We start from the raw sequence: 24947 nt of genomic DNA, 5'->3' as shown, positions 1-24947 counted from the left end.
CTGAGCGGCTCAGGGCCCTGTTCATTGCCGGCTCATTCGCCGCGTTCCAGTCGGGCGATCTCTTCGGCACGGGCGGCCAGGATCAGCGCAGCGGCGCGCGCCTGATCCAGTCCTTCGATGCCGAAGTCCATGACCTCGTCGGCGGCCAGGTCGGACAGGTCCTCGCTGGTACGCACGCCGTGGCCGGCCAGCGCATACGCGGTGGCTTCGTCCATGCCCTTCAGGGACAGCAGGTCCTGCGCCGGCTGGCCGTCTTCAAGGCCTTCCTCGACTGCCAGGGCCTCATTGAGCAGCGCATCGCGGGCACGAGCGCGCAGCTCTTCGACGATGTCTTCGTCGAAACCTTCCACGGCCAGCAGTTCGCCGACCGGGACATAAGCGATTTCCTCGACGGTGCCGAAGCCTTCGCTGACCAGGATGCCGGCGATCTCTTCGTCCACTTCCAGCTTGTCCATGAACAGCTGGCGGGCCGAAGCCTGCTCGGCTTCCGACTTGGCGGTGACCTGGTCCTGGGTCATCACGTTGAGCTGCCAGCCGGTCAGGCGGCTGGCAAGGCGCACGTTCTGGCCGCCCTTGCCGATCGCCTGGGCCAGGCGGTCTTCAGCGACGGCCAGGTCCATCGAGTGCTTGTCTTCATCGACGATGATCGACTGCACTTCGGCCGGTGCCATAGCGTTGATGACGAAGTTGGCCGGGTTGTCGTTCCACAGCACGATGTCCACGCGCTCGCCATTGAGCTCGTTGGACACGGCCTGCACGCGCGAACCGCGCATGCCGATGCAGGCGCCGATAGGATCGGTGCGCTGGTCGTGGGCGAGCACGGCAATCTTGGCGCGGTCGCCAGGATCGCGGGCACAGGCCTTGATTTCCACCAGGCCCTGGCCGACTTCCGGCACTTCCAGCTTGAACAGCTCGATCATGAATTCCGGGGCGGCGCGGCTGATGAACAGCTGCGGACCACGCGGTTCCGAACGGACTTCGGCCAGGTAGCCGCGCACGCGGTCGCCGGCGCGCAGCACGTCGCGCGGAATGCCCTTGTCCTTCGGGATGAAGCCTTCGGCGTTGCCACCGAGGTCGACGTAGATGTTGCCGCGCTCGGCACGCTTGACCACACCGGTGATCAGTTCGCCGACGCGATCCTTCCACGCATCCACGACCTGCTGGCGCTCGGCTTCGCGCACGCGCTGGACGATGACCTGCTTGGCGGCCTGGGCGGCGATGCGGCCGAAGTCCGGGTTCTCGATCTGCTCTTCGATGTAGTCGCCGACGTCCACGCCTTCGGCTTCATCGACGGCATCCATCAGGCGGATCTGGCGGTCCGGCGATTCCATGACCACGTCATCGGCCACCACTTCCCAGCGGCGGTAGGTTTCGTAGCTGCCATCCTTGTGGTCGATGACCACACGGGTCAGCACTTCCTCGTCGGGATAGCGCTTCTTCGCTGCCGAGGCCAGGGCGGCCTCGATGGCATCGAAGATCACTTCACGCGGCACGCCCTTCTCGTTGGCGACCGCGTCGACTACCAGCAACAGTTCCTTGCTCATTGGCTCACTCCGCGCGCGGCTTCTTTGCCGCCGGCTCGTTGGAAGAAGAATTCGTGTTCGGCTTCGGACGCTTCGGTGCCGGACCGGTCGGCTTGCTCGGGGCCAGCCCCAGCGCCACCCAGTCGGGCATGATCCGTGCCTTGTCGATGTTGTCGGCCGACACCACCACTTCGGTCTTGTCGACGATGAAGGTGATGGTGCCTGCGGCCTCGTCGGTCGCCTCGATACGGCCCTGCAGGCGACGACGGTTGTCCTGCGGCAGCTTCAGCGTGACCTTGGCCGATTCACCCTGGTGGCGAGCGAACTGCTCCAGGTTGAACAGCGGGCGATCCACGCCCGGCGAGGACACTTCCAGCGTGTAATTGCCGCTGATCGGGTCTTCGACGTCCAGCTGCGCCGACACTTCGCGGCTGACCCGCTCGCAGTCGTCGACATTGATGATGCGCTCGGGCTGTTCAGCCAGCGGCACGTCGATGTAAAGGCGCAGGGTCGCACCGCCGGGGGCCGGCAGATACTCAACGCCCAGCAGCTCCAGGCCCAGCGACACAACGGTCGGGGCGAGCAGATTCGCGATGTCGGTTGCCTTGTCGCTCACAGCCTGCCTTGATCTCTTGGTTGGGTGCCGGCCTTGGCCGGCGTGAAAACATGACGCCCCGGAAACGACAAAGGGCCCGCTGGGCCCCTTTTCCGGAAAGACTCCGGTGACTGGATTCCGGTTGCAACCTGCAGTGCCTGCCGGTTGCGGCCCTCCTTCCGGGTCCGGACTCCCGCCGGGAGGCCGCCTTCAGGGGTACTGCTAGGCCGCTGATGATAGCGGCTGCACCGCGCTGGTGCAAGGTGCGGGCCAGGGGTCAGATCCCTTTTCCTCTGGAAAAGGGATCTGACCCCAACCCAGCGAAAACGACGCAGACCCAAAGAAAAACGCCCTCGAAGCAGGACTTCGAAGGCGATCTCTTTACTTGGTAGCGGGGGCAGGATTTGAACCTGCGACCTTCGGGTTATGAGCCCGACGAGCTGCCAGACTGCTCCACCCCGCATCAGAAGCGGAATTATGAGGCATAACTTCAAAACCTGCAAGCTTTTCCTCATTCATCGAACTGGTTGGCGCCGATTCGATGTGTTGGTAGCGGGGGCAGGATTTGAACCTGCGACCTTCGGGTTATGAGCCCGACGAGCTGCCAGACTGCTCCACCCCGCACCGGAAGTGTTTGAACTGCTGCCCTGCTCTTTCGAGGAGGGCTACCGCAACGATGTTCTGGCTGAACCGCTGCAGTGACAACTCAGGCTGCGCATATTACACGAATCGCGCAGCTTTGTGTCAACTTTTATGCAAGATGCGCAAATGCCTGCTGGCACCAGACCATGATCGGGTTCCAGGCCAGGCCCAGCGCCAGCAGCGCCAGCGCGTTCACGCCCAGCACCAGGCCCAGCACGCGGTCGTTGCTGCGCGGCATGGCCTCGCCCACCGGCTCATCGAAGTACATGACCTTGATGACGCGCAGGTAGTAGAAGCAGCCGACCACGGCGCACAGCACGCCGAGGATGGCCAGCCACAGCAGGCCGCCGTTGACGGCCGCGCCCAGCACCGCCAGCTTGGTCCAGAAGCCCAGGAACGGCGGGATGCCGGCCAGCGACGCCATGATGCACAGCACCAGGCCGGCCATCCACGGGTTGCGGGCATTGAGGCCCTTGAAGTCCTCGATGTTCTCGGCTTCAAAGCCGGCACGCGACAGCGCGATGATCGCGCCGAAGGCGGCGGTGGACATGATGGCGTAGGCCAGTGCGTAGAACAGCGCTGCTGCATAGCCCTGCGCGCCACCACCGGCGATGCCCATCAGCAGGAAGCCGATGTGCGAGACGGTGGAGAACGCCAGCATGCGCTTGAGGTTGCTCTGCGCGATGGCCATCAGGTTGCCGATGACCAGCGAGACCGCGGCCAGGCCGGCGATCAGCAGCTGCAGTTCGGTCGACAGCGGGCCCACGCCCATTTCCAGCAGGCGGTAGGCCATGCCGAAGGCGGCCAGCTTCGGTGCCGAGCTGATGAACAGCGCGATCGGCGCCGGGGCACCCTGGTACACGTCGGGCAGCCACATGTGGAACGGCGCGGCACCCAGCTTGAAGGCAACGCCGGCGATCATGAACACCGCACCGGTGATCAGCAGCACGCGCTCTTCCGAGTGCGGGATGGCGTCACGGATCACGTCCAGGTGCAGGCTGCCGGTGGCGCCGTAGATCAGCGACATGCCGTACAGCAGCAGGCCCGAGGCCAGCGAGCCGAGCACGATGTACTTCATCGCCGCTTCCGAGGCCAGGCCGTTTTCACGGTTGCTGGCGACCAGGGCGTAGGAGCACAGCGCCAGCAGTTCCAGGCCCAGGTAGACCATCAGCAGGCTGCCGGCCGAGACCAGGATCATCATGCCGGCAGTGCCGAACAGGATCAGCACCGGGATCTCGCCCTGGAACAGATTGCGGTCGCGCAGATAGCGCCAGCCGTAGACCAGGGTCAGGCCGCTGAGCAGCACGATCCCGGTCTTCATCACGTCCGCGGCGGTATCGCGCACGAACATGCCATGGAAGACCTCCCCCTGCCCGCCCACGCCGGTGGCCAGCATGAACAGCACCACGGCCAGCGCAGCGAGCGAGAACAGGTGGGTGACGATCTTGTTCCGGTTGCTGACGAACAGGTCGAGGATCATCAGGGCGAAGGCGCTGCCGATCAGCACCAGCTCGGGAGCGAGCGGTGGCAGGTCAGCGGCGGTCAATGGCAGCAGCGGCGAGGTGGTCATCATCAAATCCTGGAATTACAGCAGCTTGCTGGATGCGATCTGCATCGCCAGCTTCGCGATCGAGGGCTCCATCAGGTCGGTCAGCGGCTTGGGGTAGATGCCCAGGGCCAGCACGCCGATGGCGAACACGCCCAGCACCAGCCATTCGCGGCCGTTGATGTCCTTCAGTTCGGCCACGTGGCTGTTGGCCACTTCGCCGAAGAAGATGCGCTTGTACAGCCACAGGGTGTAGGCGGCGCCGATGATCAGGGTGGTGGCCGCGCCCAGTGCGATCCACGGATTACGCTGGAAGGCCGACAGGATGACCATGAACTCGCCGACGAAACCGCTGGTGCCCGGCAGGCCCGCGTTGGCCATGAAGAACAGCATGGCGAAGGTGGCGAACCACGGCATCACGTTGACCACGCCGCCGTAATCGGCGATGCGGCGGCTGTGCATGCGGTCGTACAGCACGCCGACGCAGGAGAACATCGCGCCGGACACGAAGCCATGCGAGATCATCTGCACCATGGCGCCCTGCAGGCCCAGGCGGGCGGCGTCGGCGTTGCCGGCTTCACGCACCAGCCACAGGGCGATGAAGGTGCCCAGGGTGACGAAGCCCATGTGCGCGATCGACGAATAGGCGATCAGCTTCTTCATGTCGTCCTGCACCAGGGCGACCAGGCCGACGTAGATCACCGCGATCAGCGACAGCGCGATCACCAGCCACGCCCATTCCTGCGAGGCGTCCGGAACGATCGGCAGGTTGAAACGCAGGAAACCGTAGCCACCGATCTTCAGCGCGATGGCGGCCAGGATCACCGAACCGGCGGTCGGCGCTTCCACGTGGGCGTCCGGCAGCCAGGTGTGGACCGGGAACATCGGCACCTTGACCGCGAAGGCGATCAGGAAGGCGAAGAAGATCCAGGTCTGTTCCTTGGCCGACAGCGGCAGTGCGTACAGGTCGGCCAGCTGGAAGCTGCCGCCCTTCATGTACAGGTAGATCAGCGCCACCAGCATCAGCACCGAGCCGAGGAAGGTGTACAGGAAGAACTTCAGCGCAGCGTAGATGCGGCGCGGGCCGCCCCAGACACCGATGATCAGGAACATCGGGATCAGCATGGCTTCGAAGAACACGTAGAACAGCATCGCGTCCGTCGCGGCGAAGATGCCGACGGTGACGCCTTCCAGGATCAGGAAGGCCGCCACGTACTGATTCACGCGCTTGTCGATGGCGCTCCAGGCGCCGATCAGGGCAAGCACGCTGACCAGGGTGGTCAGCAGGATCAGCGCCACGGCAATGCCGTCCACGCCCAGGTTGTAGCCGATCTTGTACGCCGGGATCCAGGCATGGGTCTCGACGAACTGCAGACCGTCGATGCCCGCGTTGTAGCCGCTCAGCAGCGAGAGGCTTGCAACGAAGGTGAGCACCGCGACGCCCAGCGACGCCCAGCGGGCAGTCTGTGCATCACGGATCGCAAGGATCAGGGCGCCACCGATGATCGGCAGCCAGATGAGGACACTGAGTAGAGGCCAGTTCGACACGTCTTCTTATTCCGTACAGGTCATCAACGCAGGTAATGCATCAGCACGCCCAGCAGGGCAATCAGGCCGATGATCATCGCGAAGGCGTAGTGATAGAGGAAACCGGATTGGGTACGACGCAGCACGCCGGCTGCAACGTCCACAACACGTGCCGAGAGATTGACCACGCCGTCGACGATGTTGCTGTCGATCCAGCGCGAGACCTTGCCCAGCTTGACGCTGCCGCCGGCAAAGCCATCGATCCACAGCTTGTCGAAGCCGTACTTGTTTTCCAGCACCGAAACGATCGGGGCGAAGGTCTTGCGTGCCTTGCCCGACAGGTCCGGCTTCCACAGGTAGAACAGCGCAGCCAGCAGGAAGCCCGCCAGGGTCAGCCAGAACGGCGGCAGCATCATGCCGTGCAGCGCGAACGCGACCGGGCCATGGAACTCTTCACCCAGGAACGCCACGGTGTTCTTGGCCGGATCGTAGAAATCGACGATGCCGGTGAAGAACGTCTGTGCCTGGCCCTTGATCGCCTCGTGGGCATGGTGGCCAGCCCAGTCGGTGCCGTGCAGCATCGGACCGATGCTGAAGAAACCGATGGCGATCGACGGGATGGCCAGCAGGACCAGCGGCAGGGTCACCACCCACGGAGTTTCATGCGGCTCATGCGGACCGTGGCCATGGCCGTGGTCGTCATGGGCATCGCCATGGTGGGCGTCGGCGGCGTGGTGATCGTCATGGCCATGGCCATGATCGTCATGCGCGTCGCGGAAGCGTTCCTTGCCATGGAAGGTCATGAACAGCAGGCGGAAGCTGTAGAAGCTGGTCACCAGCACGCCACCCAGCACCGCCCAGTAGCCATAGGTGGCCACCCAGCTGTTCTGCATGTGGGCATGGATCTCGGCCGCCTCGATGATGGTGTCCTTCGAGTAGAAGCCGGAGAAGAACGGCGTGCCGACCAGTGCCAGCGTACCGATCCACATGGTGATGAAGGTGATCGGCATGTACTTGCGCAACCCGCCCATCTTGCGCATGTCCTGCTCATGGTGCATCGCGATGATGACCGAGCCGGCGCCCAGGAACAGCAGGGCCTTGAAGAAGGCGTGGGTCATCAGGTGGAACACGGCGGCCGAGTAGGCCGACACGCCCAGGGCGACGGTCATGTAGCCCAGCTGCGACAGCGTGGAGTACGCGACGACGCGCTTGATGTCGTTCTGCACGATGCCGATCAGGCCGGTGAAGAACGCGGTGGTGGCACCGATGAACAGCACGAAGTTCAGCGCGGTCTGCGACAGCTCGAACAGCGGCGACATGCGGGTGACCATGAAGATACCGGCGGTCACCATCGTCGCGGCGTGGATCAGTGCCGAGATCGGGGTCGGGCCTTCCATCGAGTCCGGCAGCCACACATGCAGCGGGACCTGGGCCGACTTGCCCATGGCGCCGATGAACAGGCAGATGCAGATGACGGTGGCGATCGACCAGATCACCGGCTCGTTCAGCAGCTGCATGCCCAGGATCGTGCCGTCCCAGATCTGCAGCTGGGCGCGCGGGTCAGCCAGCATGCCGGCCTGCGAGAACACCTGCGAGTAGTCCAGGGTGCCGAACACCCACAGCACGCCGGCGATGCCCAGCAGGAAGCCGAAGTCGCCAACGCGGTTGACCAGGAACGCCTTCATGTTGGCGAAGATCGCGGTCGGGCGCTTGAACCAGAAGCCGATCAGCAGGTACGACACCAGGCCCACCGCTTCCCAGCCGAAGAACAGCTGCAGGAAGTTGTTGCTCATCACCAGGGTGAGCATCGAGAAGGTGAACAGCGAGATGTAGCTGAAGAACCGCTGGTAGCCCGGATCGTCCTGCATGTAGCCGATCGTGTAGATGTGGACCAGCAGCGACACGAAGGTCACCACCACCATCATCATCGCGGTCAGCTTGTCGACCATGAAGCCGACGTGGGCCGAGTACTGGCCAACCTCGAAGAACGTGTAGATGTTCTGGTTGAACGGCTGCGCGCCGCCCCACATCAGCTGGTAGAACGTGTACATCGACAGGCCGCAGGCTACCGCGACGCCGAGGATGGTGATGGTCTGCGCGCCGAAGCGCTTGACCTGGCGACCGAACAGGCCGGCGATGATGCTGCCGAACAGCGGTGCAAGCACCACTGCGATCAACAGACTCTTGGAGAGAGTGATTTCCATCTGTGGATCAGCCCTTCAGCGAATCGACTTCGCCGACATTGATCGTGCGGCGGGTACGGAACAGGGTCACCAGGATCGCCAGGCCGATGGCGGCTTCCGCGGCGGCGACGGTCAGGATGAAGAACACGAACAGCTGGCCGGACGGATCGCCCAGCTGACGCGAGAAGCCGACGAAATTGATGTTCACCGACAGCAGCATCAGTTCGATCGACATCAGCAGGACGATGACGTTCTTCCGGTTGAGGAAGATGCCGGCCAGGCTGATGGCGAACAGCACCGCGCCAAGCGCAAGGATGTGGCCAAGGGTAATCACGGCTGGGTCTCCTCGCCGGTGGCCGGCTTGCTGTTGCTGTGCACGACCGGTGCTTCGGCACCCATCTTGACCATGCGCAGGCGCTGGCCGGCCTTGACCATGGTCTGCTCGCCCGGGTTCTGGCTCTTCACGCCGGTACGGCGGCGCAGGGTCAGCATCACGGCGGCAACCACGGCCACGGTCAGGATGACGGCGGCGAACTCGAACGGCAGCAGGTACTCGGTGAACAGCGTGCGTGCCAGCCAGGTGATGTTGGAGCTGTCGGCAGCGACCGCAGCGGCGTTGTCGGCCGGGAACGGGTTGACCGCCCTGCCCTTCACGCCGATCAGGATCAGCATCTGCACCAGCATCGCCACCGCCACGATCAGACCGACCGGCAGGTAGCGCACCCAGCCTTCACGCATCTTGGTGGGATCGATGTCCAGCATCATCACCACGAACAGGAACAGCACCATCACCGCGCCGACGTAGACCAGCACCAGCGCCACGCCGAGGAACTCGGCGCCCACCAGCAGCCACACGCAGGCAATGGAGAAGAAGGTCAGCACCAGGCACAGCACTGCATGCACCGGGTTGCGCACGCTGATCACCGCACCGGCCGAAACCGTTGCCGCGATGGCGAACACCCAGAAAGCGATATTTACCCAATCCATCTCTCGACCTCAGCGGTAAGCGGCATCGGCGGCACGACGCTCGGCGATCTCGTTTTCGAGACGATCGCCAAGGGCCAGCAGCTGCGGCTTGGTAACGATGTTTTCGCCACGGTTCTCGAAGTGGTACTCGAGGATGTGGGTTTCGACGATCGAGTCCACCGGGCAGCTTTCTTCGCAGAAGCCGCAGAAGATGCACTTGAACAGGTCGATGTCGTAGCGGGTGGTGCGGCGGGTGCCGTCCTCGCGCTTGGCCGAGTCGATGGTGATGGCCAGGGCCGGGCACACCGCTTCGCACAGCTTGCAGGCAATGCAGCGCTCTTCGCCGTTGGGATAACGGCGAAGTGCGTGCAGGCCACGGAAGCGCGGCGACTGCGGGAACTTCTCCATCGGGTACATCATCGTGTACTTCGGCTTGAAGCTGTACTTCAGCGTCAGCCAAAGGCCGGCCAGCAGTTCGAGCAGCAGCAGGCTCTTGAAGTAATGGGTAATCCTGTTCATCACTTAGACGCCCTTTTGAATCACGCCGAAGAACACCATGACGGCGGTAACCGCGATCCACAGAATGGCCAGCGGGATGAAGACCTTCCAGCCCAGGCGCATGATCTGGTCATAGCGGAAGCGCGGGAAGCTGGCACGGAACCAGATGTAGGCACTGGCGAAGAAGAACACCTTGACGAACAGCCACGGTGCACCGCCCTTCCAGATCCAGTCGACCAGCGGCGAGACATCGCCGAAGTTGACCCAGCCCTGGACCGGGCTCAGCCAGCCGCCGAGGAAGAAGATCGAGATCAGGAAGCTGATCAGGATCATGTTCGCGTATTCGGCCAGGAAGAACAGGGCGAAGGCACCGCCGGAGTACTCAACCATGTGGCCGGCGACGATTTCCGACTCGCCTTCCACCACGTCGAACGGCGCGCGGTTGGTTTCAGCCACGCCCGACACCCAGTAGATGACGAACAGCGGGAACAGCGGCAGCAGGAACCAGTCGAAGAAACCGGAATTGCCGGCCTGCGCCATCACGATGTTGCTCAGGTTCAGGCTGCCAGCGGCGATCATCACGCCGACCAGGGCGAAGCCCATGGCGATTTCGTAGCTGATCATCTGCGCCGAGGCGCGCATCGCACCCAGGAACGCGTACTTCGAGTTGGACGCCCAACCGGCCAGGATGATGCCGTAGATGCCCAGCGAGGTCATCGCCAGCAGGTACAGCAGGCCGGCGTTGGCGTTGGACAGCACGATCTGCGAATCGAAGGGCACCACCGACCAGGCCGCGAAAGCCGGGGCCAGGGTGATCAGCGGCGCCAGCAGGTAGATCGCCTTGTTGGCGCTGCTCGGCTGGACCACTTCCTTGAACAGCAGCTTGAAGACGTCGGCGAAGGCCTGGAAGATGCCCATGCCCACGTACATCGGGCCGTGGCGGACGTGCATCCAGCCGATCAGCTTGCGTTCCCAGACCACGTAGAAGGCCACCGAGACGATCACCGGTACGGTGATCACCAGGATCTTCAGGATGATCCAGATCAGCGCGCCGATGTCACCGAGGCCAAGCAGCCACTGGTGCAGCGGGTCGACCGCGTTCAACAGCAATTCGTTCATGCAGCCACCACCGATACGCGAGCGGCACCCAGCGGCGCGGTCGCGCCGTGGCCCGATTCAATCCAGACCGAACCCGCAGCGACGCGGGCGTCGACCACCACCGGCAGGGTAGCCTTGCCGGCATCGGTGCCGACCTTGGCCATCTGCCCTTCCTGCAGCTGCAGGCGCGCGGCATCGTCAGCGTTCAGCACGATGCGCGGGGCGTTGTTGAGCGGATGCGACTGCAGCGCCGGGGCGCGGCGGACCACCGCATCGGTGCGGTAGATCGCGGCGGTCGAAGCCACTTCCAGGCCTTCACCGGCAACCACCGGCTGCGCCGAAGCGGCAACGGTGACCGACACCGGGGCCAGGCTGGCGCGCAGGCCGGCCAGGTCGGTGAAGTCGAAACCGGCCAGCGCCATGTCGCCGCCCAGGGCGCGCAGCACGCGCCAGCCTTCACGGGCCTCGCCCGGCAGCTTGCCGCCGGCACGCGCCGACTGCTCGCGACCATCGAGGTTGGTCAGGGTGGCATCGATTTCCGGCAGCGCACCGATCGGCAGGATCACGTCGGCAACGTCGCGGGTGGACACGCAGGCGAACTGGCTGAAGGCCACCACCTGGGCGCCGGCCAGCGCCTTGCGCGCGGACGGGGCATCGGCGAAGTCCAGGCCCGGCTCCAGGCCGTAGACCACGTAGGCCTGGCGCGGCTGCGCCAGCATCGCGGCGACGTCCTTGCCGGCCGGCAGCACGCCGGCGCGGGTCAGACCCACGGCATTGGCGCCCTGCGGGATGCGGCACAGCTTGGCACCGGTGGCGGCAGCGAACTCACGCGCAGCGGCGCGGATCGCGGCAGCCTGCGGGTGGTTCTCGGCGATGCCACCGACGATCAGCACGGTGTTGTTGCCGCCCTGCACGGCCGAACGCAGCTCGGCGTTGGCCAGCGCGTCGACGAACTTCGACGGGGCAACGATCTGCTTGCCGGCGATGCTGAAGGCAAAGTCGAAGTCCACCGGGTTGACGACGTGGATCTTCGCGCCCTTGGTGGTCTGCGCCTTGCGCAGGCGGGCGTGCAGCAGCGGCAGTTCGTGCCGGATGTTGCTGCCCAGAACGACGATACGGTCGGCGCCTTCGATCTCGGCCAGCGGCAGGCCGAACACTTCGGCGGTTGCGGCGTCGGAGAAATCGCGGTTGTTGATGCGGTGGTCGATGTTGCTCGAGCCCAGCCCATTGGCCAGGCGGGCCAGCAGCGCGCCTTCCTCGTTCGAGGTGGACGGATGCACCAGCACGCCCAGGTTGTCGCCCTGGTTCGCCTTGAGGATCTCGGCGGCCGCGGCCAGGCCTTCGGCCCAGCTCACTTCCTTCCACTCGCCATTGACCTTGCGCAGCGGCTTGACCGCACGGTCTTCGCTGTACAGGCCCTGGTGCGAGTAGCGGTCACGGTCGGACAGCCAGCACTCGTTCACCGCTTCGTTGTCGCGCGGCACGGTGCGCAGCACTTCACCGCGACGCACGTGCAGGAACAGGTTCGAACCCATCGCGTCGTGGTAACCCAGCGACTCGCGCGCGGTCAGTTCCCACGGGCGGGCGCGGAACTGGAACACCTTGTTGGTCAGCGCGCCGACCGGGCAGACGTCGACGACGTTGCCGGACAGTTCGGTGGTCAGCGGCTTGCCGTCGAAGGTACCGATCTGCAGGTTCTCACCGCGGTACATGCCACCCAGTTCGTAGGTACCGGCAACGTCGGCGGTGAAGCGGACGCAGCGGGTGCACTGGATGCAGCGGGTCATCTCGGTGGCGACCAGCGGGCCCATGTCTTCGTCGGGCACCACGCGCTTGCGCTCGTTGAAGCGGCTGACCGAACGGCCATAGCCCAGCGACACGTCCTGCAGCTCGCACTCGCCGCCCTGATCGCAGATCGGGCAGTCCAGCGGGTGGTTGATGAGCAGGAACTCCATCACCGAGCGCTGGAACTTCAGTGCCTTCTCGCTGCGGGTGGCGACTTTCATGCCATCCATGACCGGAGTGGCGCAGGCCGGCGCCGGCTTCGGCGACTTCTCCACGTCCACCAGGCACATGCGGCAGTTGGCGGCGATCGGCAGCTTCTCGTGGTAGCAGAAGCGCGGAATGGAGATGCCGGCCTTGTCGGCGGCCTGGATGATCATCGAGCCCTTGGGCACGACCAGCGACTTGCCATCGATCTCGATGGTGACGTGATCGGGTGGGACGCTCGGATTTACGGGTTGCGCGCTCATGCAGCGGCTGCCTCCACCTTCTTGCCGTCAACCATCGAATGACCGTTGACGATGTAGTACTCGAACTCGTCCCAGAACTGGCGCAGGAAGCCCTGGATGGGCCATGCAGCCGCTTCGCCGAACGCACAGATGGTGTGGCCTTCGATCTGGCCGGCCACTGCCTTCAGCTGGTGCAGGTCTTCCATCGTGGCCTTGCCGGCGACGATGCGCTCCAGCACGCGATGCATCCAGCCGGTACCTTCACGGCACGGGGTGCACTGGCCACAGGATTCCTTGTGGAAGAACTGGCTGATGCGGCAGGCGAACTTGACGCAGCAGACGCTGTCGTCGAGCACCACGATCGCACCCGAACCCAGGCCGGAGCCCAGTGCACGGATGGTGTCGTAGTCCATCGGCAGGTCCTTCAGCTCGGCCGCGGTCAGCACCGGCATCGACACACCGCCCGGGATCGCGCCCTTCAGGGTACGGCCCGGACGCAGGCCACCGGCCATTTCCAGCAGATCGTGGAATTTGGTGCCGAGCGGCACTTCGAAGTTGCCGCCGTTCTGCACGCAGCCGGACACCGAGAAGCACTTCGGGCCGCCGTTGGCGGTCAGGCTCAGGCCCTTGAACCACTCCGGACCGTTGCGGATGATCGCCGGCACCGAACCGTAGGTTTCGGTGTTGTTGATCGTCGACGGCTTGCCGTACAGGCCGAAGTTGGCCGGGAACGGCGGCTTGTAGCGCGGCTGGCCCTTCTTGCCTTCCAGCGATTCCATCAGCGCGGTTTCTTCGCCGCAGATGTATGCGCCGGCGCCCAGCGCACCGTAGATGTCGATGTCCACGCCCGAGCCCATCACGTTCTTGCCCAGCCAGCCGTTCGCATAAGCGTCGGCCAGGGCCTGCTCGAAGTGCTCGAACGGCTCGTGGTGGAACTCACCGCGCAGGTAGTTGTAGCCCACGGTCGAACCGGTGGCGTAGCAGGCGATCGCCATGCCTTCCACCACCGAATGCGGGTTGTAGCGCAGGATGTCACGGTCCTTGCAGGTGCCCGGCTCGGATTCGTCCGAGTTGCAGAGGATGTACTTCTGCATGTTGCCCTTGGGCATGAAGGACCACTTCAGGCCGGTCGGGAAGCCAGCGCCACCGCGGCCACGCAGGCCCGAGGCCTTGACCATCTCGATGACCTGCTCCGGCGGGATCTTCTCTTCGAGGATCTTGCGCAGGGCGGCGTAGCCACCGGTCTTGAGGTAGCTTTCGTACGACCACGGGGTGTCGTAATGCAGGGTGGTGTAGACCACCTGGTGCGGCAGCGGCGCGGGGCCGACCGGACCCTTGGATTCGTGGTGATGTGCCATGCCCTTACTCCAGCCCGTCCAGCAGCTCGTCGACCTTTTCCAGGGTCAGACGCTCATGGTAGTGACCGTTGATGACCATCATCGGCGCGCCACCACAGCCGGCCAGGCACTCTTCCTCGCGCTTGAGGTAGACGCGGCCGTCCGGGGTCGATTCACCGTGCTTGATGCCCAGTTTCTTCTCGCAATGACGCACGATGTCTTCGGCGCCATTGAGCCAGCAGCTGATGTTGGTGCAGATGGCCACGTTGTTGCGGCCCACCTTCTCGGTCTCGAACATCGAGTAGAAGCTGGCCACTTCGTAGGCCCACACCGGCGGCAGGTCCAGGTACTTGGCCACGCCGGCGATCAGCTCGTCGGTCAGCCAGCCCTCGTTCTGCTCCTGGGCCGCATGCAGGCCCTGCAGCACGGCAGAGCGCTTGCGGTCCGGCGGGAACTTGGACAGCCAGTGATCGATGTGAGCGCGGGTCTTGTCGCTCAGCACCACCATCGGGTCGACGTCGCGCGCCGCCTCGAAATTACCTGTCGCCTTCATCGGCCGACCTCAGCGAAATGCATAACGTGAAATTGCAGAAACTGCGGCGCCGGCTTGCGCCGGCTGCCTGCAGCGGGCGTTGGCGTGGCGGACGGCATTACCGGTCAACCTCGCCGAACACCAGATCGTAGGTACCGATCATGGCCACCACGTCGGCCAGCATGTGGCCGCGCACGATCGAATCGATCGAGGACAGGTGGGCAAAGCCCGGTGCACGCAGGTGCACGCGGAACGGCTTGTTGGCGCCATCGGAGACCAGGTAGCAGCCGAACTCACCCTTCGGGGCTTCCACCGCCGAGTAGGTCTCGCCGGCCGGCACGCAGTAGCCTTCGCTGAACAGCTTGAAGTGGTGGATCAGCGCTTCCATGTCGTCCTTCATGTCCTCGCGCTTGGGCGGAGCGACCTTGAAGTTCTTCACCATCACCGGGCCAGGGTTGGCCTTCAGCCAGGCCACGCACTGCTTGATGATGCGGTTGGATTCGCGCATTTCGGCAACGCGGACCAGGTAACGGTCGTAGCAGTCGCCTTCCTTGCCCAGCGGGATGTCGAAATCGACGGCATCGTACTTTGCGTACGGACGCTTCTTGCGCAGGTCCCAGGCAACGCCCGAGCCGCGCAGCATCACGCCGGTCATGCCCCACTGGTGGGCCAGTTCCGGGCTGACCACGCCGATGCCGACCGTACGCTGCTTCCAGATACGGTTGTCGGTCAGCAGGGTTTCGTATTCATCAATGCGCTTGGGGAACTCGACGGTGAAGTTCTCCAGGAAGTCCAGCAACGAGCCTTCGCGCGAAGCATTGAGCTGCTTCAGCGCCTTGCCCTTGTGCCAGCGCGATTCCTTGTACTTCGGCATGTGGTCCGGCAGGTCGCGGTAGACACCGCCCGGACGGTAGTACGCCGCGTGCATGCGCGCGCCGGAGACCGCTTCATAGCAGTCCATCAGTTCTTCACGCTCGCGGAAGGCGTACAGCATCACCGCCATCGCACCCAGGTCGAGTGCGTTGGAGCCCAGCCACATCAGGTGGTTGAGGATGCGGGTGATTTCGTCGTACATGGTGCGGATGTACTGCGCACGCTCCGGCGCTTCGATACCCATCAGGGTCTCGATCGCGCGCACGTAGGCGTGCTCGTTGCACATCATCGACACGTAATCCAGGCGATCCATGTAGCCGATCGACTGGTTGAACGGCTTGGATTCGGCCAGCTTTTCGGTACCACGGTGCAGCAGACCCACGTGCGGGTCGGCGCGCATGATGGTTTCGCCGTCCATTTCCAGGATCAGGCGCAGCACACCGTGCGCGGCCGGATGCTGCGGGCCGAAGTTCATGGTGTAGTTGCGGATTTCCTGCCGTGCTTCGGCCGGATTGCTCGCGAACGCTTCGCGGGCCTGGTGGAACTCGCTCACTTCACTGCCTCCTGCGCGCGCTCACCTTCTGCGGTCTGCAGACGGGCGTCGTCACGGATCACGCGCGGCACGCCGACGCGCGGCTCCACCGAGGTGACCGGTTCGTAGATCACGCGCTTCTTTTCTTCGTCGTAGCGGACTTCGACATTGCCGATCAGCGGGAAGTCCTTGCGGAACGGATGACCGACGAAACCGTAGTCGGTCAGGATCCGGCGCAGGTCCGGGTGGCCTTCGAAGATCACGCCATACAGGTCGAACGCTTCGCGCTCGAACCAGTTCAGGCCCGGCCAGATGCCGGTCAGCGAGGACACCACCGGCAATGCTTCGTCAGGGGCGAAGCAGCGCAGGTGCATCATCAGGTTGTGCTGGTACGAACGCAGCTGGGCGACCACGGCAAAACGCTGGGTCGGCATGTGCTGCGGGCGGGCGCCCTCGGCACCGCTTTCCTCGGTGGGGAATTCACCCCACGCGAAACGGCCCTGGGCCTTGCCTTCGACACCGCGGCTGAAGCCCTGCGAGGACACGTCAGCGGTGTCCCATTCGTCGGAGCCATAGCCCAGGTAATCGACGCCGCAGAGATCCACGGCCTGTTCGAAACCAAACTCGTCACGCAGCGCCAGGGCGGTGGCGTGCCACTCGGCGGCAGGCACTTCCAGCGTCACTTCGCCGCGGGGTTCGACCACGATGACCTTCGCACCTGCGAAACGTGCGGAGAGTCGGTCGATGAAGGATGCTTGCTCTGCCATGGGGGCTTGGCGCGCTCTTGTCAGGTGAAGGGGTCAGCGGGCGATGGTCTGTGTACGCCAGATCTTCTTCTGCAGCTGCAGGATCCCGTACACCAGCGCCTCGGCGGTCGGCGGGCAGCCCGGGACGTAGACGTCCACCGGCACCACGCGATCACAGCCGCGCACGACAGAATAGGAGTAGTGGTAATAGCCACCGCCGTTGGCGCAGCTACCCATGGAGATGACCCACTTCGGGTCCGGCATCTGGTCGTAGACCTTGCGCAGCGCCGGGGCCATCTTGTTGACTAGGGTACCGGCCACGATCATCACGTCGGACTGACGCGGCGACGGGCGGAACACCACGCCGTAGCGGTCGAGGTCCAGGCGCGCGGCGCCTGCGTGCATCATCTCGACCGCGCAGCAGGCCAGGCCGAAGGTCATCGGCCACATCGAGCCGGTGCGCGCCCAGTTCAGCAGTGCATCGACGCTGGTGGTGACGAAGCCCTTCTCCAGCAGCGGGTTGTCGCCTTCCGGCCGCAGGATGTCATCAACCCGACCTTCCGGCGTGGGGTTGTTCATGAGGCCATCGAGAGTCTGAATCACTCCCATTCCAGCGCTCCCTTCTTCCAGACGTAAATGAAACCGAGGAACAGCATGCCGACGAACAGGCCCATGGTGACGAGCGAACGGGCGCCCAGTTCCATGAAGACCTGGGTCCACGGCACGATGAAGATGATTTCCAGGTCGAAGACGATGAACTGGATCGCGATCAGGTAGTAGCGCACGTCGAACTTCATGCGCGCGTCTTCGAATGCTTCGAAGCCGCACTCATACGGCGACAGCTTTTCCAGATCGGGGCGGCGGGGACCGAGGAATCGACCAACCAGCATCAGCGTAATGCCGATACCGGTGGCAACGATCAGAAACAGCAGAGACGGCAAATATTCGGCCAGCACAGCGATTCTCTCTTGCCTCTGCCGCTGCGCCTGCAGGCGCTTTGGCATGGGGGAGTGGACGGGAATCTACCTGGCGCCTTGCGCGCCAGGCGAACCCGCTTTACTTACAAATGGTGCCCAAGAGGGGACTCGAACCCCTACGACCTAAGTCGCTACCACCTCAAGGTAGTGCGTCTACCAATTCCGCCACCTGGGCAAACGATCACATCAGACTATCTTCCCGATGCGCCGCGTATTGTAACCGGCTTCAGTGTTTCTGGGAGCCTTCCGAAGGCTTTTCTTCACCAGAAACCGAAGATTCCGCCTGAGCCGGCACATTCGCGGCCGGAACCGGGGCGGCCGGGACCGCATCGGCCTTCGGAACGGCCGGCAATTCGCCCGCCGGAGCCGCCGGAGCAGTCACCGCTGGGGCGGACATCAAGCCCAGATCCTGGTCGGCCGCCGGACGGCTGCCATGACCGGCATACCAGGCCATGAAAAGGCTGATGCCGAAGAACACGACAGCCAGCCACTTGGTCGACTTGGACAGGAAGTTCGAGGCGCCGCGCGCACCGAACACCGTACCCGAGGCGCCGGCACCAAAGCCCGAACCCGCCGCCGCACCCGAGCCACGCTGCATCAGGATCAGCGCGATCATGGCCACAGCGACCAGCACGTAGACGACATTGAGGATCAACATCAGCATTGGAAACCGCCCTCGGACAATACTTCTAGGATTAGTTCGCGGCCGCCGCCCTTGCGATGGCCAGGAAGTCCGCGGCCACCAGGGAGGCGCCGCCGACCAGCCCACCATCGACATCCGGCTGCGCGAACAGTTCCCCGGCATTGTCGGGCTTCACGCTACCGCCGTAAACAATGGGCAGTGAATCAGCGATTCTAGCATCGATGCGCGCGACTTCGCCACGGATGAACGCGTGCACCTGCTGTGCCTGCTCCTTGCTGGCGGTACGGCCGGTACCGATGGCCCAGACCGGCTCATAGGCAACCACCGCCTGGGCAAAGCCGGCGGCACCCACCAGCTCCAGCACCGGTGCCAGCTGGCTGGCGATGACCGCCTCGGTCTGCCCCGCTTCGCGCTGCTCCAGGGTCTCACCCACGCACAGCACCGGCACCAGGCCGGCATGCAGGGCCGCGGCGAACTTGCGTGCGACCAGTTCGCTGCTTTCATGGTGGTACTGGCGGCGCTCGGAGTGGCCGACCAGGCCATAGCGGGCCCCGACCTCGTGCAGCATGGCGGCACAGACCTCGCCGGTGTAGGCGCCCTTCTCGTTGCTGCTCACGTCCTGGGCACCGAACACCAGGCCGGTGTCACCAAAGTCCTCGACCAGTTCACCCAGATACGGCAGCGGCGGCAGGATCACCACGTCCACCCCGTCCAGCGGCAGCCCGGCGGCCACCTGCCCCAGCAGTTCATTGGCGAATTGACGGCTGCCATGCAGCTTCCAGTTTCCGGCGACGATCTTGCGGCGCATGAGCGGGTGGCTCCTGTGTGAAGTCAGCCGGTCATGATACCCGTTACGGCAAAAATCCGTTTCCGTGTAAGCGGTTACATGGATTTTCAGCCAACGGCGCAGCCCCTCGTGGCGAGGTGGGGTTGGTCGAGGAGAGCCCCGGTTGGATTGGTGGGCTTGGCCGGGCGGGTGGGGCTGGCGGGGGACGCCGTAAACCCGTCCCTGGGGGCTTGGCCGCGGCATCCATGCCGCGGACACCCCCGCCAGCCCCACCCGCCCGGCCCCTGACACATTCCGGCGGTTCCGCCCGCCACGGAAAGAAAAAGAAGATCAAAAGCAAAAGCGGCATTCCGGGTGGCTGCCGGGTTGGACCAGCCCCCTACCCCGCTTCGATCTGACAGATCTCAACCACGCATGGCGTGGATCTACCGTGCCGACCAAGGTCGACACCTACCGGAAATCACGATTTGCCAACCGTCACCGGGAAACTGTCGAAGGCGCAGAAATCCAGAGCCGCTTTGGCTTTGGCTTTGGCCTCTGCGGGTGCAGGGTGCAACCCTGCCGAACACCCTCCGCTGCGCTCGCCGGGCATGGCCCTGCGCTACCCGTAATGAAAAAGCCGCCTTTCGGCGGCTTCTTCATTACTTCAGCTTGATCTCGCGCAGGCGTTCCTCGAGGAAGCCGTGGGCGGTGATCGGCTCCGGGTACCGGCTCGGGTTCTCCGGGGTGATGCAGGACGGCAGCACGTCGATCAGGAAATCCGGGTTCGGGTGCAGGAAGAACGGCACCGAGTAGCGCGGCTGGCGGGCCAGCTCGCCCGGGGGGTTGACCACGCGGTGGATGGTCGACGGGTACACATGGTTGGTCAGGCGCTGCAGCATGTCGCCTATGTTGACCACGATGGTGTCCGCGTCCGAGGTGAACGGCACCCACTCACCATCATGCGACTGCACTTCCAGGCCCGCGGCACTGGCACCGACCAGCAGAGTGATGAAGTTGATGTCGCCATGGGCGCCGGCACGCACGTTCGGAATGTCGTCGGTGGTGATCGGCGGGTAATGGATCGGGCGCAGGATCGAATTACCGAAGTTGGTCTTGTCGGCGAAGAAGTCCTCCGGCAGGCCAATGTGCAGGGCCAGCGCCGACAGCACGCGCGAGCCCAGGTTGTCCAGCGCCTGGTACAGGCCGTAGCCGCGCTCACGGAAGCCCTCGACCTCGGTCGGCCACAGGTTCGGCGCCATCACGTCACGGTACTTGGAGTCATCGGCGATCTCGCGACCGATGTGCCAGAACTCCTTCAGGTCGAAGTGCTTGGAGCCCTTGGCGGTTTCCACGCCGAACGGGGTGTAGCCGCGGGCGCCGCCGCTGCCAGCCACGTGGTACTTGCGCTTGACCTCGTCCGGCAGGGCGAAGAAGGCCTTGAAGACATCGTAGGCCGCGTCGATGTCGGCCTGCGGGATGCCGTGGTTGCGGATGCCCGCGAATCCCCATTGGCGGTAGGCCGCGCCCAGCTCGGCCACGAAGGCCTCGCGGTCGCTGTCGAAACGGGTGATGTCGAGGGTGGGGATCTGGCTCACAGCGATTCCTGGCTTGTCATTGGGTCTGGGGGCCCGCGTATTCATGGCCCGCCTGAACATTGTGCCAGATCGCCCGGGGGACGCCACTCGATACGAAGAAACAAACCGATACAATGCGCGACCCGCGCGCGGATTAACGCTTCCGTCACGTTGGGCCCGACCCTTTGCCCGCTCCTTGAATCCGCCCCGCCATGTCCGCAGCCGCCCCTGCCGCACCCGCCCTTGAAGGTTCCACCCGGCGTTGGCGCCGGCTGGCCTGGTGGTCGCTGTTCGTCGCCGGCAATGCGGCCCTGGCTGCGGCGATCACACTGGGCAACGTGCCGCTGCGGGACAATCCAGGCGGCAGCGCGGGCCTGGCCTACCTCGCGATCGCCCTGCCCGGCCACCTGCTCGCGTTCGGCACGCTGGCCGGCCTGCTGCCGTTGCTGCTGGGGCTGTGGCCACGCACTGCCCGTACGCTGAGCATCAGCGCCGTTCTCCTGCAGGGCCTGTGGCTGTGCCTGCTGCTGGTCGACGCCAAGGTGTTCACCCTGTACCGCTTCCACCTCAACGCCATGGTCGTCAATATGGTGTTCGGCGGCGCCCTGCAGGACCAGGTCGCCCTGTCCTGGAAGACCTGGCTGCAGGTCGCGCTGCTGGTCGCCGCGGTCTTTGCCGCCGAAGGCCTGCTGGCCTGGGCGTGCTGGAAGCTGCTGCCGGCAGCGCCGCGCCGGCGACGGGTGCTGCAGACGTGGGCAGCGGTCGCGCTTCTGATGGCTGGCGGCCAGGTCGCCACCGCCTACTACGACGCCCGCGGCGAGCGCGATGTGATCGGGCAGTGGAACTACCTGCCGTGGGCGCAACCGATCACCGCCAAGAGCTTCATGCGGCGCCTGGGCGTGGTCAGCCAGCAGCAGGCCGGCCTGCCCGACCCGCGGCATGCGCAGCTGCAGTACCCACTGCACCCGCTGCGCTGCCAGAACCCGCATCGTCCCAATGTGCTGATGGTGGTGCTGGAATCGCTGCGCCAGGACGTGCTGACACCGCAGCTGATGCCCAACACGTCGGCGCTGGCGCAGGACGCGCGCGTGTTCGACCACCACTTCAGCACCGGCAATGCCACCCGCTACGGCCTGTTCGGGCTGCTGTACGGCCTGCCCGGTGGTTACTGGCCAAGCATGCTCGACGAGCAGCGCGGCTCGCAGCTGTTCCAGGTGCTGGGCCAGCAGGGCTACGACCTGCACCTGTACGGCAGTGCGCCGTTGTACAGCCCGGAATTCGATCGCACGGCATTCGCCGATGTGCGCGACCAGCTGCACCAGGGGCCATCGGCACTGAAGTCCGACGGCCGCGACCGCGCGATCATCAGTGCACTGCAGCAGGACATCCGCGCCAGCCAGGCGGCGCAGCGCCCGTGGTTCGGCTTCGTGTTCCTCGACTCCACCCACGCGCCCTACCACATGCCCGACGGTTACCCGCCAGTGGCGACGCCGATGGCCGCGGACATCGACTTCCTCAAATTCGGCCCGGAGCATGACCCTACGCCGGAACTCAACCGCTACCGCACCGCGGTGCACTACGCAGACAGCCTGATCGGCTCGCTGCTGGACGACCTGCGCGCACAGGGCCTGGCCGAGGACACCATCGTGCTGGTCACCGGCGACCATGCCGAAGAGTTCAACGACCTCAAGATGAACTATTGGGGCCACAACGGCAACTTCTCCGACTACCAGCTGCAGGTCCCGTTCGTGCTGCACTGGCCCGGCCAGGGCAGCGGCCGCGAAGCACGCATCAGTTCGCATGAGGACTGGGTACCGACCCTGATGCGCCATGCCCTGGGCTGCGAGAACGCACTGGGCGACTTCAGCACCGGCCAGGATCTGCTGGCCGAACCGCAGGGCCCGCGTGCCCTGGTGGTCGAAAGCTGGTCGCAGCGCGCGATACGCCATGGCGAGGCGATCTACGTGTTCGACAAGTTCGGCAACGCCACAGCCCTGGACCGGCACTACCTCCCGCTGCCCCAGCAGGCCCCTGATGCGGCTGCCGTACGCACTGCATGGGAAGCGTTGACCCGCTTCCGCAACCGCTGACCTTCAAGGATCGATCCCGCATGAACCGTCCGCTGCGCATCCTGCACACCGAAGCCGCCAAGGGAATGGGCGGACAGGAGATCTACATCTTTCGCCACATGCAGGTGATGCGCGCGCGTGGCCATGAGGTGGCGCTGCTGTGCCAGCCCGAAGCGCGACTGGCCAAGCTGGCCCGCGACGACGGTTTCACCGTGCACACCCTGCGCATGGGCGGCCTGCTGCGCCTGCTGCGCGGCATCTGGTCAGTCTCGCGCCTGGTGCGGCGCGAGCGCTACGATGTGGTCAACACCACCAGCCGCCGTGACACGTTGATCGCCGCCGCCGGCGCACGCCTGGGCGGCACGCCGCTGGTAGTACGCTCGCGCCACCTGATGAGCCCGGTCAACTCGCTGCTGACCTATACCGGCCTGCCGCACCGGGTGCTGACCGTCAGCAGCTTCGTCAAGCAGCTGCTGGCCGAGCGCGGCATTGCGGCCGAGCACATCGGCATCGTGCCGCCAATGGCAGTCCCGCCGCGCTGGAGCGAGATCCGCAAGGCCGATCCCTGGCAATGCCTGCAGGAGGTGCGCGCGGAAGTGCGCGCCGAGCTCGGCTTCGGCGAACAGGACATCGTGGTCGGCTGCGTGGCGGTGCTGCGCGAACCCAAGGGTCATGCCGACCTCCTGCAGGCGATGGTGCCGCTGTGCAGGACGCATCCGAACCTGCATCTGGTGGTGATCGGCGATGGCCAGCCGGTCATGGATCGGCTGCAGGCGCTGCGCGACGAGCACGGGCTGCAGCAGCAGGTCCACCTGCTCGGCTATCGTGACGGCGCGTGCCGGCTGATGGCCGGCTTCGACATCTTCGCGCTGGCTTCGCACAAGGAAGCGGCCGGCACCGTGTTCCTGGAGGCCGCCTATGTCGGGGTGCCGATCGTGGCCACGCGCGTGGGTGGCGTGCCGGAGATGGTGGTCGATGGCAGCAATGCCATCCTCACCCGATTGGGCGACAATGCAGCCCTGACAGGCGCACTGCGCCTGCTGGTGGAAGATCCGGAACGGCGGCGGCAGATGGGCCGCGCCGGGTGGGACTGGATGCACGGCGCGCACCGGTTCACCCCCGATGGCCACGGTGAGACCACCGAACACTACTACCGCCAGTGGCTGAGGGAGCTGGGACATGGCTGATGCCCGAACCGTACCGGTGCTCATGCACCACCACGTCAGTCCGTCGCCGGGCATGATCACCGTGTCACCGGAGAATTTCGAAAGCCAGATCGCCTGGTTGGCCGGCAACGGCTGGACTTCGCTGACACTGGACCAGTACGCCGGCTTCCTGGCCGGCAAGCCGGTGCCGCGCAAGTCGATCGTGATCACCTTCGACGATGGCTACCTGGACAACTGGGTATATGCGCACCCGATCCTGCAGAAGTACGGCATGCACGCAGTGGTGTTCGTGGTCACCGGCTGGATGGGCGAAGGCTCGGAGCGGCCCCATGCGGGGCTTGCTGGGGCAGTGCTGCCTGCCACGCCGGACCACCGCGGCTGCGAAGCGGCGATCTACGAGCATAACCGCAGCGACGACGTGATGATGCGCTGGAGCGAAGCGCGCGCGGCCATCGCCGCCGGCACCTTCGAAGTGCATTGCCACACCCATACCCACACCCGCTGGCTGCGCCGCGATGACCTGGACCGCGCACAGCGCCGTGCGGGCCTGAGCCACGATCTGGCAGTCTCGCGCGAAGTCCTGCGGGACAAGCTCGGCGAGGTGTCCGATACGTTGTGCTGGCCTTATGGCGATTTCGACCAGGACCACATCGAGGTGGCACGCGAGCACGGCTTCCGCTACCTGCACACCACCCACCCGTTCGGCCGCAACGTTGTGGGCGGCGATCCGGAACACATCTACCGCTTCGCGATCCGCAACCGCCCTGCGAGCTGGTTGCGCAAGCGCATCGCCCAGAGCTACAGCCCCCTGATCGCGCCGCTGTTCAATGGCTTCAAGGCGCGGCAGAAGAAGATGGTGCCGGGGCCGTGAGCCTCGCGCAGCCCTGCCGCCTGAACGAAAAACGCCCCGACTTTACGGG

22 protein-coding genes and 3 tRNA genes are annotated in these 24947 nt (G+C 64.9%); 3 read left to right on the top strand and 22 right to left on the bottom strand.

Annotated elements, in window-relative coordinates:
• Positions 1-32: 32 nt before the first annotated feature.
• From nusA to ACZK0Z_RS06910, 22 genes are all read right to left on the bottom strand, one after another.
• Positions 33-1544: a transcription termination factor NusA gene (nusA, locus tag ACZK0Z_RS07015; protein ID WP_006458580.1), complete on the bottom strand. Its 1512-nt coding sequence runs from the start codon at positions 1542-1544 to the stop codon at positions 33-35.
• 4 nt (positions 1545-1548) lie between these two features.
• A complete protein-coding gene (gene rimP / locus ACZK0Z_RS07010; protein WP_005410450.1) occupies positions 1549-2139 on the bottom strand; it encodes a ribosome maturation factor RimP in 591 nt (196 codons plus the stop codon).
• A gap of 365 nt (positions 2140-2504) precedes the next feature.
• Positions 2505-2581 (bottom strand) — tRNA-Met (locus ACZK0Z_RS07005).
• An 84-nt stretch (positions 2582-2665) separates the two neighbouring features.
• A tRNA-Met gene (locus ACZK0Z_RS07000) sits at positions 2666-2742 on the bottom strand.
• A gap of 127 nt (positions 2743-2869) precedes the next feature.
• Positions 2870-4330 carry an NADH-quinone oxidoreductase subunit NuoN gene (gene nuoN, locus ACZK0Z_RS06995; RefSeq protein ID WP_005410451.1) on the bottom strand — a complete coding sequence of 487 codons (1461 nt, stop codon included), beginning with the start codon at positions 4328-4330 and terminating at the stop codon, positions 2870-2872.
• A gap of 15 nt (positions 4331-4345) precedes the next feature.
• On the bottom strand, positions 4346-5854 hold the full coding sequence (locus ACZK0Z_RS06990; RefSeq protein WP_005410452.1) for an NADH-quinone oxidoreductase subunit M: 1509 nt from the start codon (positions 5852-5854) through the stop codon (positions 4346-4348).
• Between the two features lie 23 nt (positions 5855-5877).
• On the bottom strand, positions 5878-8037 hold the full coding sequence (gene nuoL, locus ACZK0Z_RS06985; protein ID WP_049429538.1) for an NADH-quinone oxidoreductase subunit L: 2160 nt from the start codon (positions 8035-8037) through the stop codon (positions 5878-5880).
• Between the two features lie 7 nt (positions 8038-8044).
• Positions 8045-8350 carry an NADH-quinone oxidoreductase subunit NuoK gene (gene nuoK, locus ACZK0Z_RS06980; protein WP_005417921.1) on the bottom strand — a complete coding sequence of 102 codons (306 nt, stop codon included), beginning with the start codon at positions 8348-8350 and terminating at the stop codon, positions 8045-8047.
• The gene (locus ACZK0Z_RS06975; RefSeq protein WP_049429537.1) at positions 8347-9003 is read right to left on the bottom strand and encodes an NADH-quinone oxidoreductase subunit J; all 657 of its coding nucleotides are present in this window, start codon (positions 9001-9003) and stop codon (positions 8347-8349) included. Before ACZK0Z_RS06975 ends, nuoK begins: the two co-directional genes overlap by 4 nt.
• Positions 9004-9012: 9 nt before the next feature.
• A complete protein-coding gene (gene nuoI, locus ACZK0Z_RS06970) occupies positions 9013-9501 on the bottom strand; it encodes an NADH-quinone oxidoreductase subunit NuoI (protein WP_005410456.1) in 489 nt (162 codons plus the stop codon).
• A gap of 3 nt (positions 9502-9504) precedes the next feature.
• A complete protein-coding gene (gene nuoH / locus ACZK0Z_RS06965) occupies positions 9505-10599 on the bottom strand; it encodes an NADH-quinone oxidoreductase subunit NuoH (protein WP_049429536.1) in 1095 nt (364 codons plus the stop codon).
• Positions 10596-12830: an NADH-quinone oxidoreductase subunit NuoG gene (nuoG, locus tag ACZK0Z_RS06960; RefSeq protein ID WP_049429535.1), complete on the bottom strand. Its 2235-nt coding sequence runs from the start codon at positions 12828-12830 to the stop codon at positions 10596-10598. Before nuoG ends, nuoH begins: the two co-directional genes overlap by 4 nt.
• Positions 12827-14167, bottom strand: coding sequence for an NADH-quinone oxidoreductase subunit NuoF (gene nuoF, locus ACZK0Z_RS06955; protein ID WP_005410459.1), 1341 nt, complete (start codon positions 14165-14167; stop codon positions 12827-12829). The genes nuoG and nuoF overlap by 4 nt, the downstream gene beginning before the upstream one ends.
• Positions 14168-14171: 4 nt before the next feature.
• Positions 14172-14699, bottom strand: a complete 528-nt coding sequence (gene nuoE / locus ACZK0Z_RS06950; protein ID WP_006381132.1) for an NADH-quinone oxidoreductase subunit NuoE — start codon at positions 14697-14699, stop codon at positions 14172-14174.
• 97 nt (positions 14700-14796) lie between these two features.
• Positions 14797-16104 (bottom strand): NADH-quinone oxidoreductase subunit D, encoded by a 1308-nt coding sequence (locus ACZK0Z_RS06945; protein WP_049429534.1) that lies wholly within the window; start codon positions 16102-16104, stop codon positions 14797-14799.
• Positions 16101-16850: an NADH-quinone oxidoreductase subunit C gene (locus tag ACZK0Z_RS06940; RefSeq protein ID WP_049429533.1), complete on the bottom strand. Its 750-nt coding sequence runs from the start codon at positions 16848-16850 to the stop codon at positions 16101-16103. The genes ACZK0Z_RS06945 and ACZK0Z_RS06940 overlap by 4 nt, the downstream gene beginning before the upstream one ends.
• A gap of 33 nt (positions 16851-16883) precedes the next feature.
• Positions 16884-17438, bottom strand: a complete 555-nt coding sequence (locus ACZK0Z_RS06935; protein WP_005410463.1) for a NuoB/complex I 20 kDa subunit family protein — start codon at positions 17436-17438, stop codon at positions 16884-16886.
• Positions 17429-17785, bottom strand: coding sequence for an NADH-quinone oxidoreductase subunit A (locus ACZK0Z_RS06930; RefSeq protein ID WP_005414075.1), 357 nt, complete (start codon positions 17783-17785; stop codon positions 17429-17431). The genes ACZK0Z_RS06935 and ACZK0Z_RS06930 overlap by 10 nt, the downstream gene beginning before the upstream one ends.
• A 111-nt stretch (positions 17786-17896) precedes the next feature.
• Positions 17897-17981: transfer RNA gene (locus tag ACZK0Z_RS06925), tRNA-Leu, on the bottom strand.
• 51 nt (positions 17982-18032) lie between these two features.
• Positions 18033-18470: a preprotein translocase subunit SecG gene (secG, locus tag ACZK0Z_RS06920; RefSeq protein ID WP_049429531.1), complete on the bottom strand. Its 438-nt coding sequence runs from the start codon at positions 18468-18470 to the stop codon at positions 18033-18035.
• A gap of 31 nt (positions 18471-18501) precedes the next feature.
• The gene (gene tpiA / locus ACZK0Z_RS06915; protein WP_197620720.1) at positions 18502-19257 is read right to left on the bottom strand and encodes a triose-phosphate isomerase; all 756 of its coding nucleotides are present in this window, start codon (positions 19255-19257) and stop codon (positions 18502-18504) included.
• A 620-nt stretch (positions 19258-19877) separates the two neighbouring features.
• On the bottom strand, positions 19878-20858 hold the full coding sequence (locus tag ACZK0Z_RS06910; RefSeq protein ID WP_049429529.1) for an isopenicillin N synthase family dioxygenase: 981 nt from the start codon (positions 20856-20858) through the stop codon (positions 19878-19880).
• A 146-nt stretch (positions 20859-21004) separates the two neighbouring features.
• On the opposite strand from ACZK0Z_RS06910, the gene ACZK0Z_RS06905 reads away from it, so the two are divergent.
• From ACZK0Z_RS06905 to ACZK0Z_RS06895, 3 genes are read left to right on the top strand one after another with little or no spacing between them, the layout of a single operon-like run.
• Positions 21005-22882 (top strand): sulfatase-like hydrolase/transferase, encoded by a 1878-nt coding sequence (locus ACZK0Z_RS06905; RefSeq protein WP_197633546.1) that lies wholly within the window; start codon positions 21005-21007, stop codon positions 22880-22882.
• A 20-nt stretch (positions 22883-22902) separates the two neighbouring features.
• The gene (locus tag ACZK0Z_RS06900) at positions 22903-24048 is read left to right on the top strand and encodes a glycosyltransferase family 4 protein (RefSeq protein ID WP_049429527.1); all 1146 of its coding nucleotides are present in this window, start codon (positions 22903-22905) and stop codon (positions 24046-24048) included.
• Complete coding sequence (locus ACZK0Z_RS06895; RefSeq protein WP_197633545.1) at positions 24041-24898, top strand: polysaccharide deacetylase family protein; 858 nt, start codon at positions 24041-24043, stop codon at positions 24896-24898. Before ACZK0Z_RS06900 ends, ACZK0Z_RS06895 begins: the two co-directional genes overlap by 8 nt.
• Positions 24899-24947: the final 49 nt, after the last annotated feature.

This window comes from Stenotrophomonas sp. 116085_Sma (genome assembly GCF_056479585.1).
The sequence above is the reverse complement of the archived record's forward strand: the minus strand, read 5'-3'. Positions and strand labels throughout refer to the sequence as shown.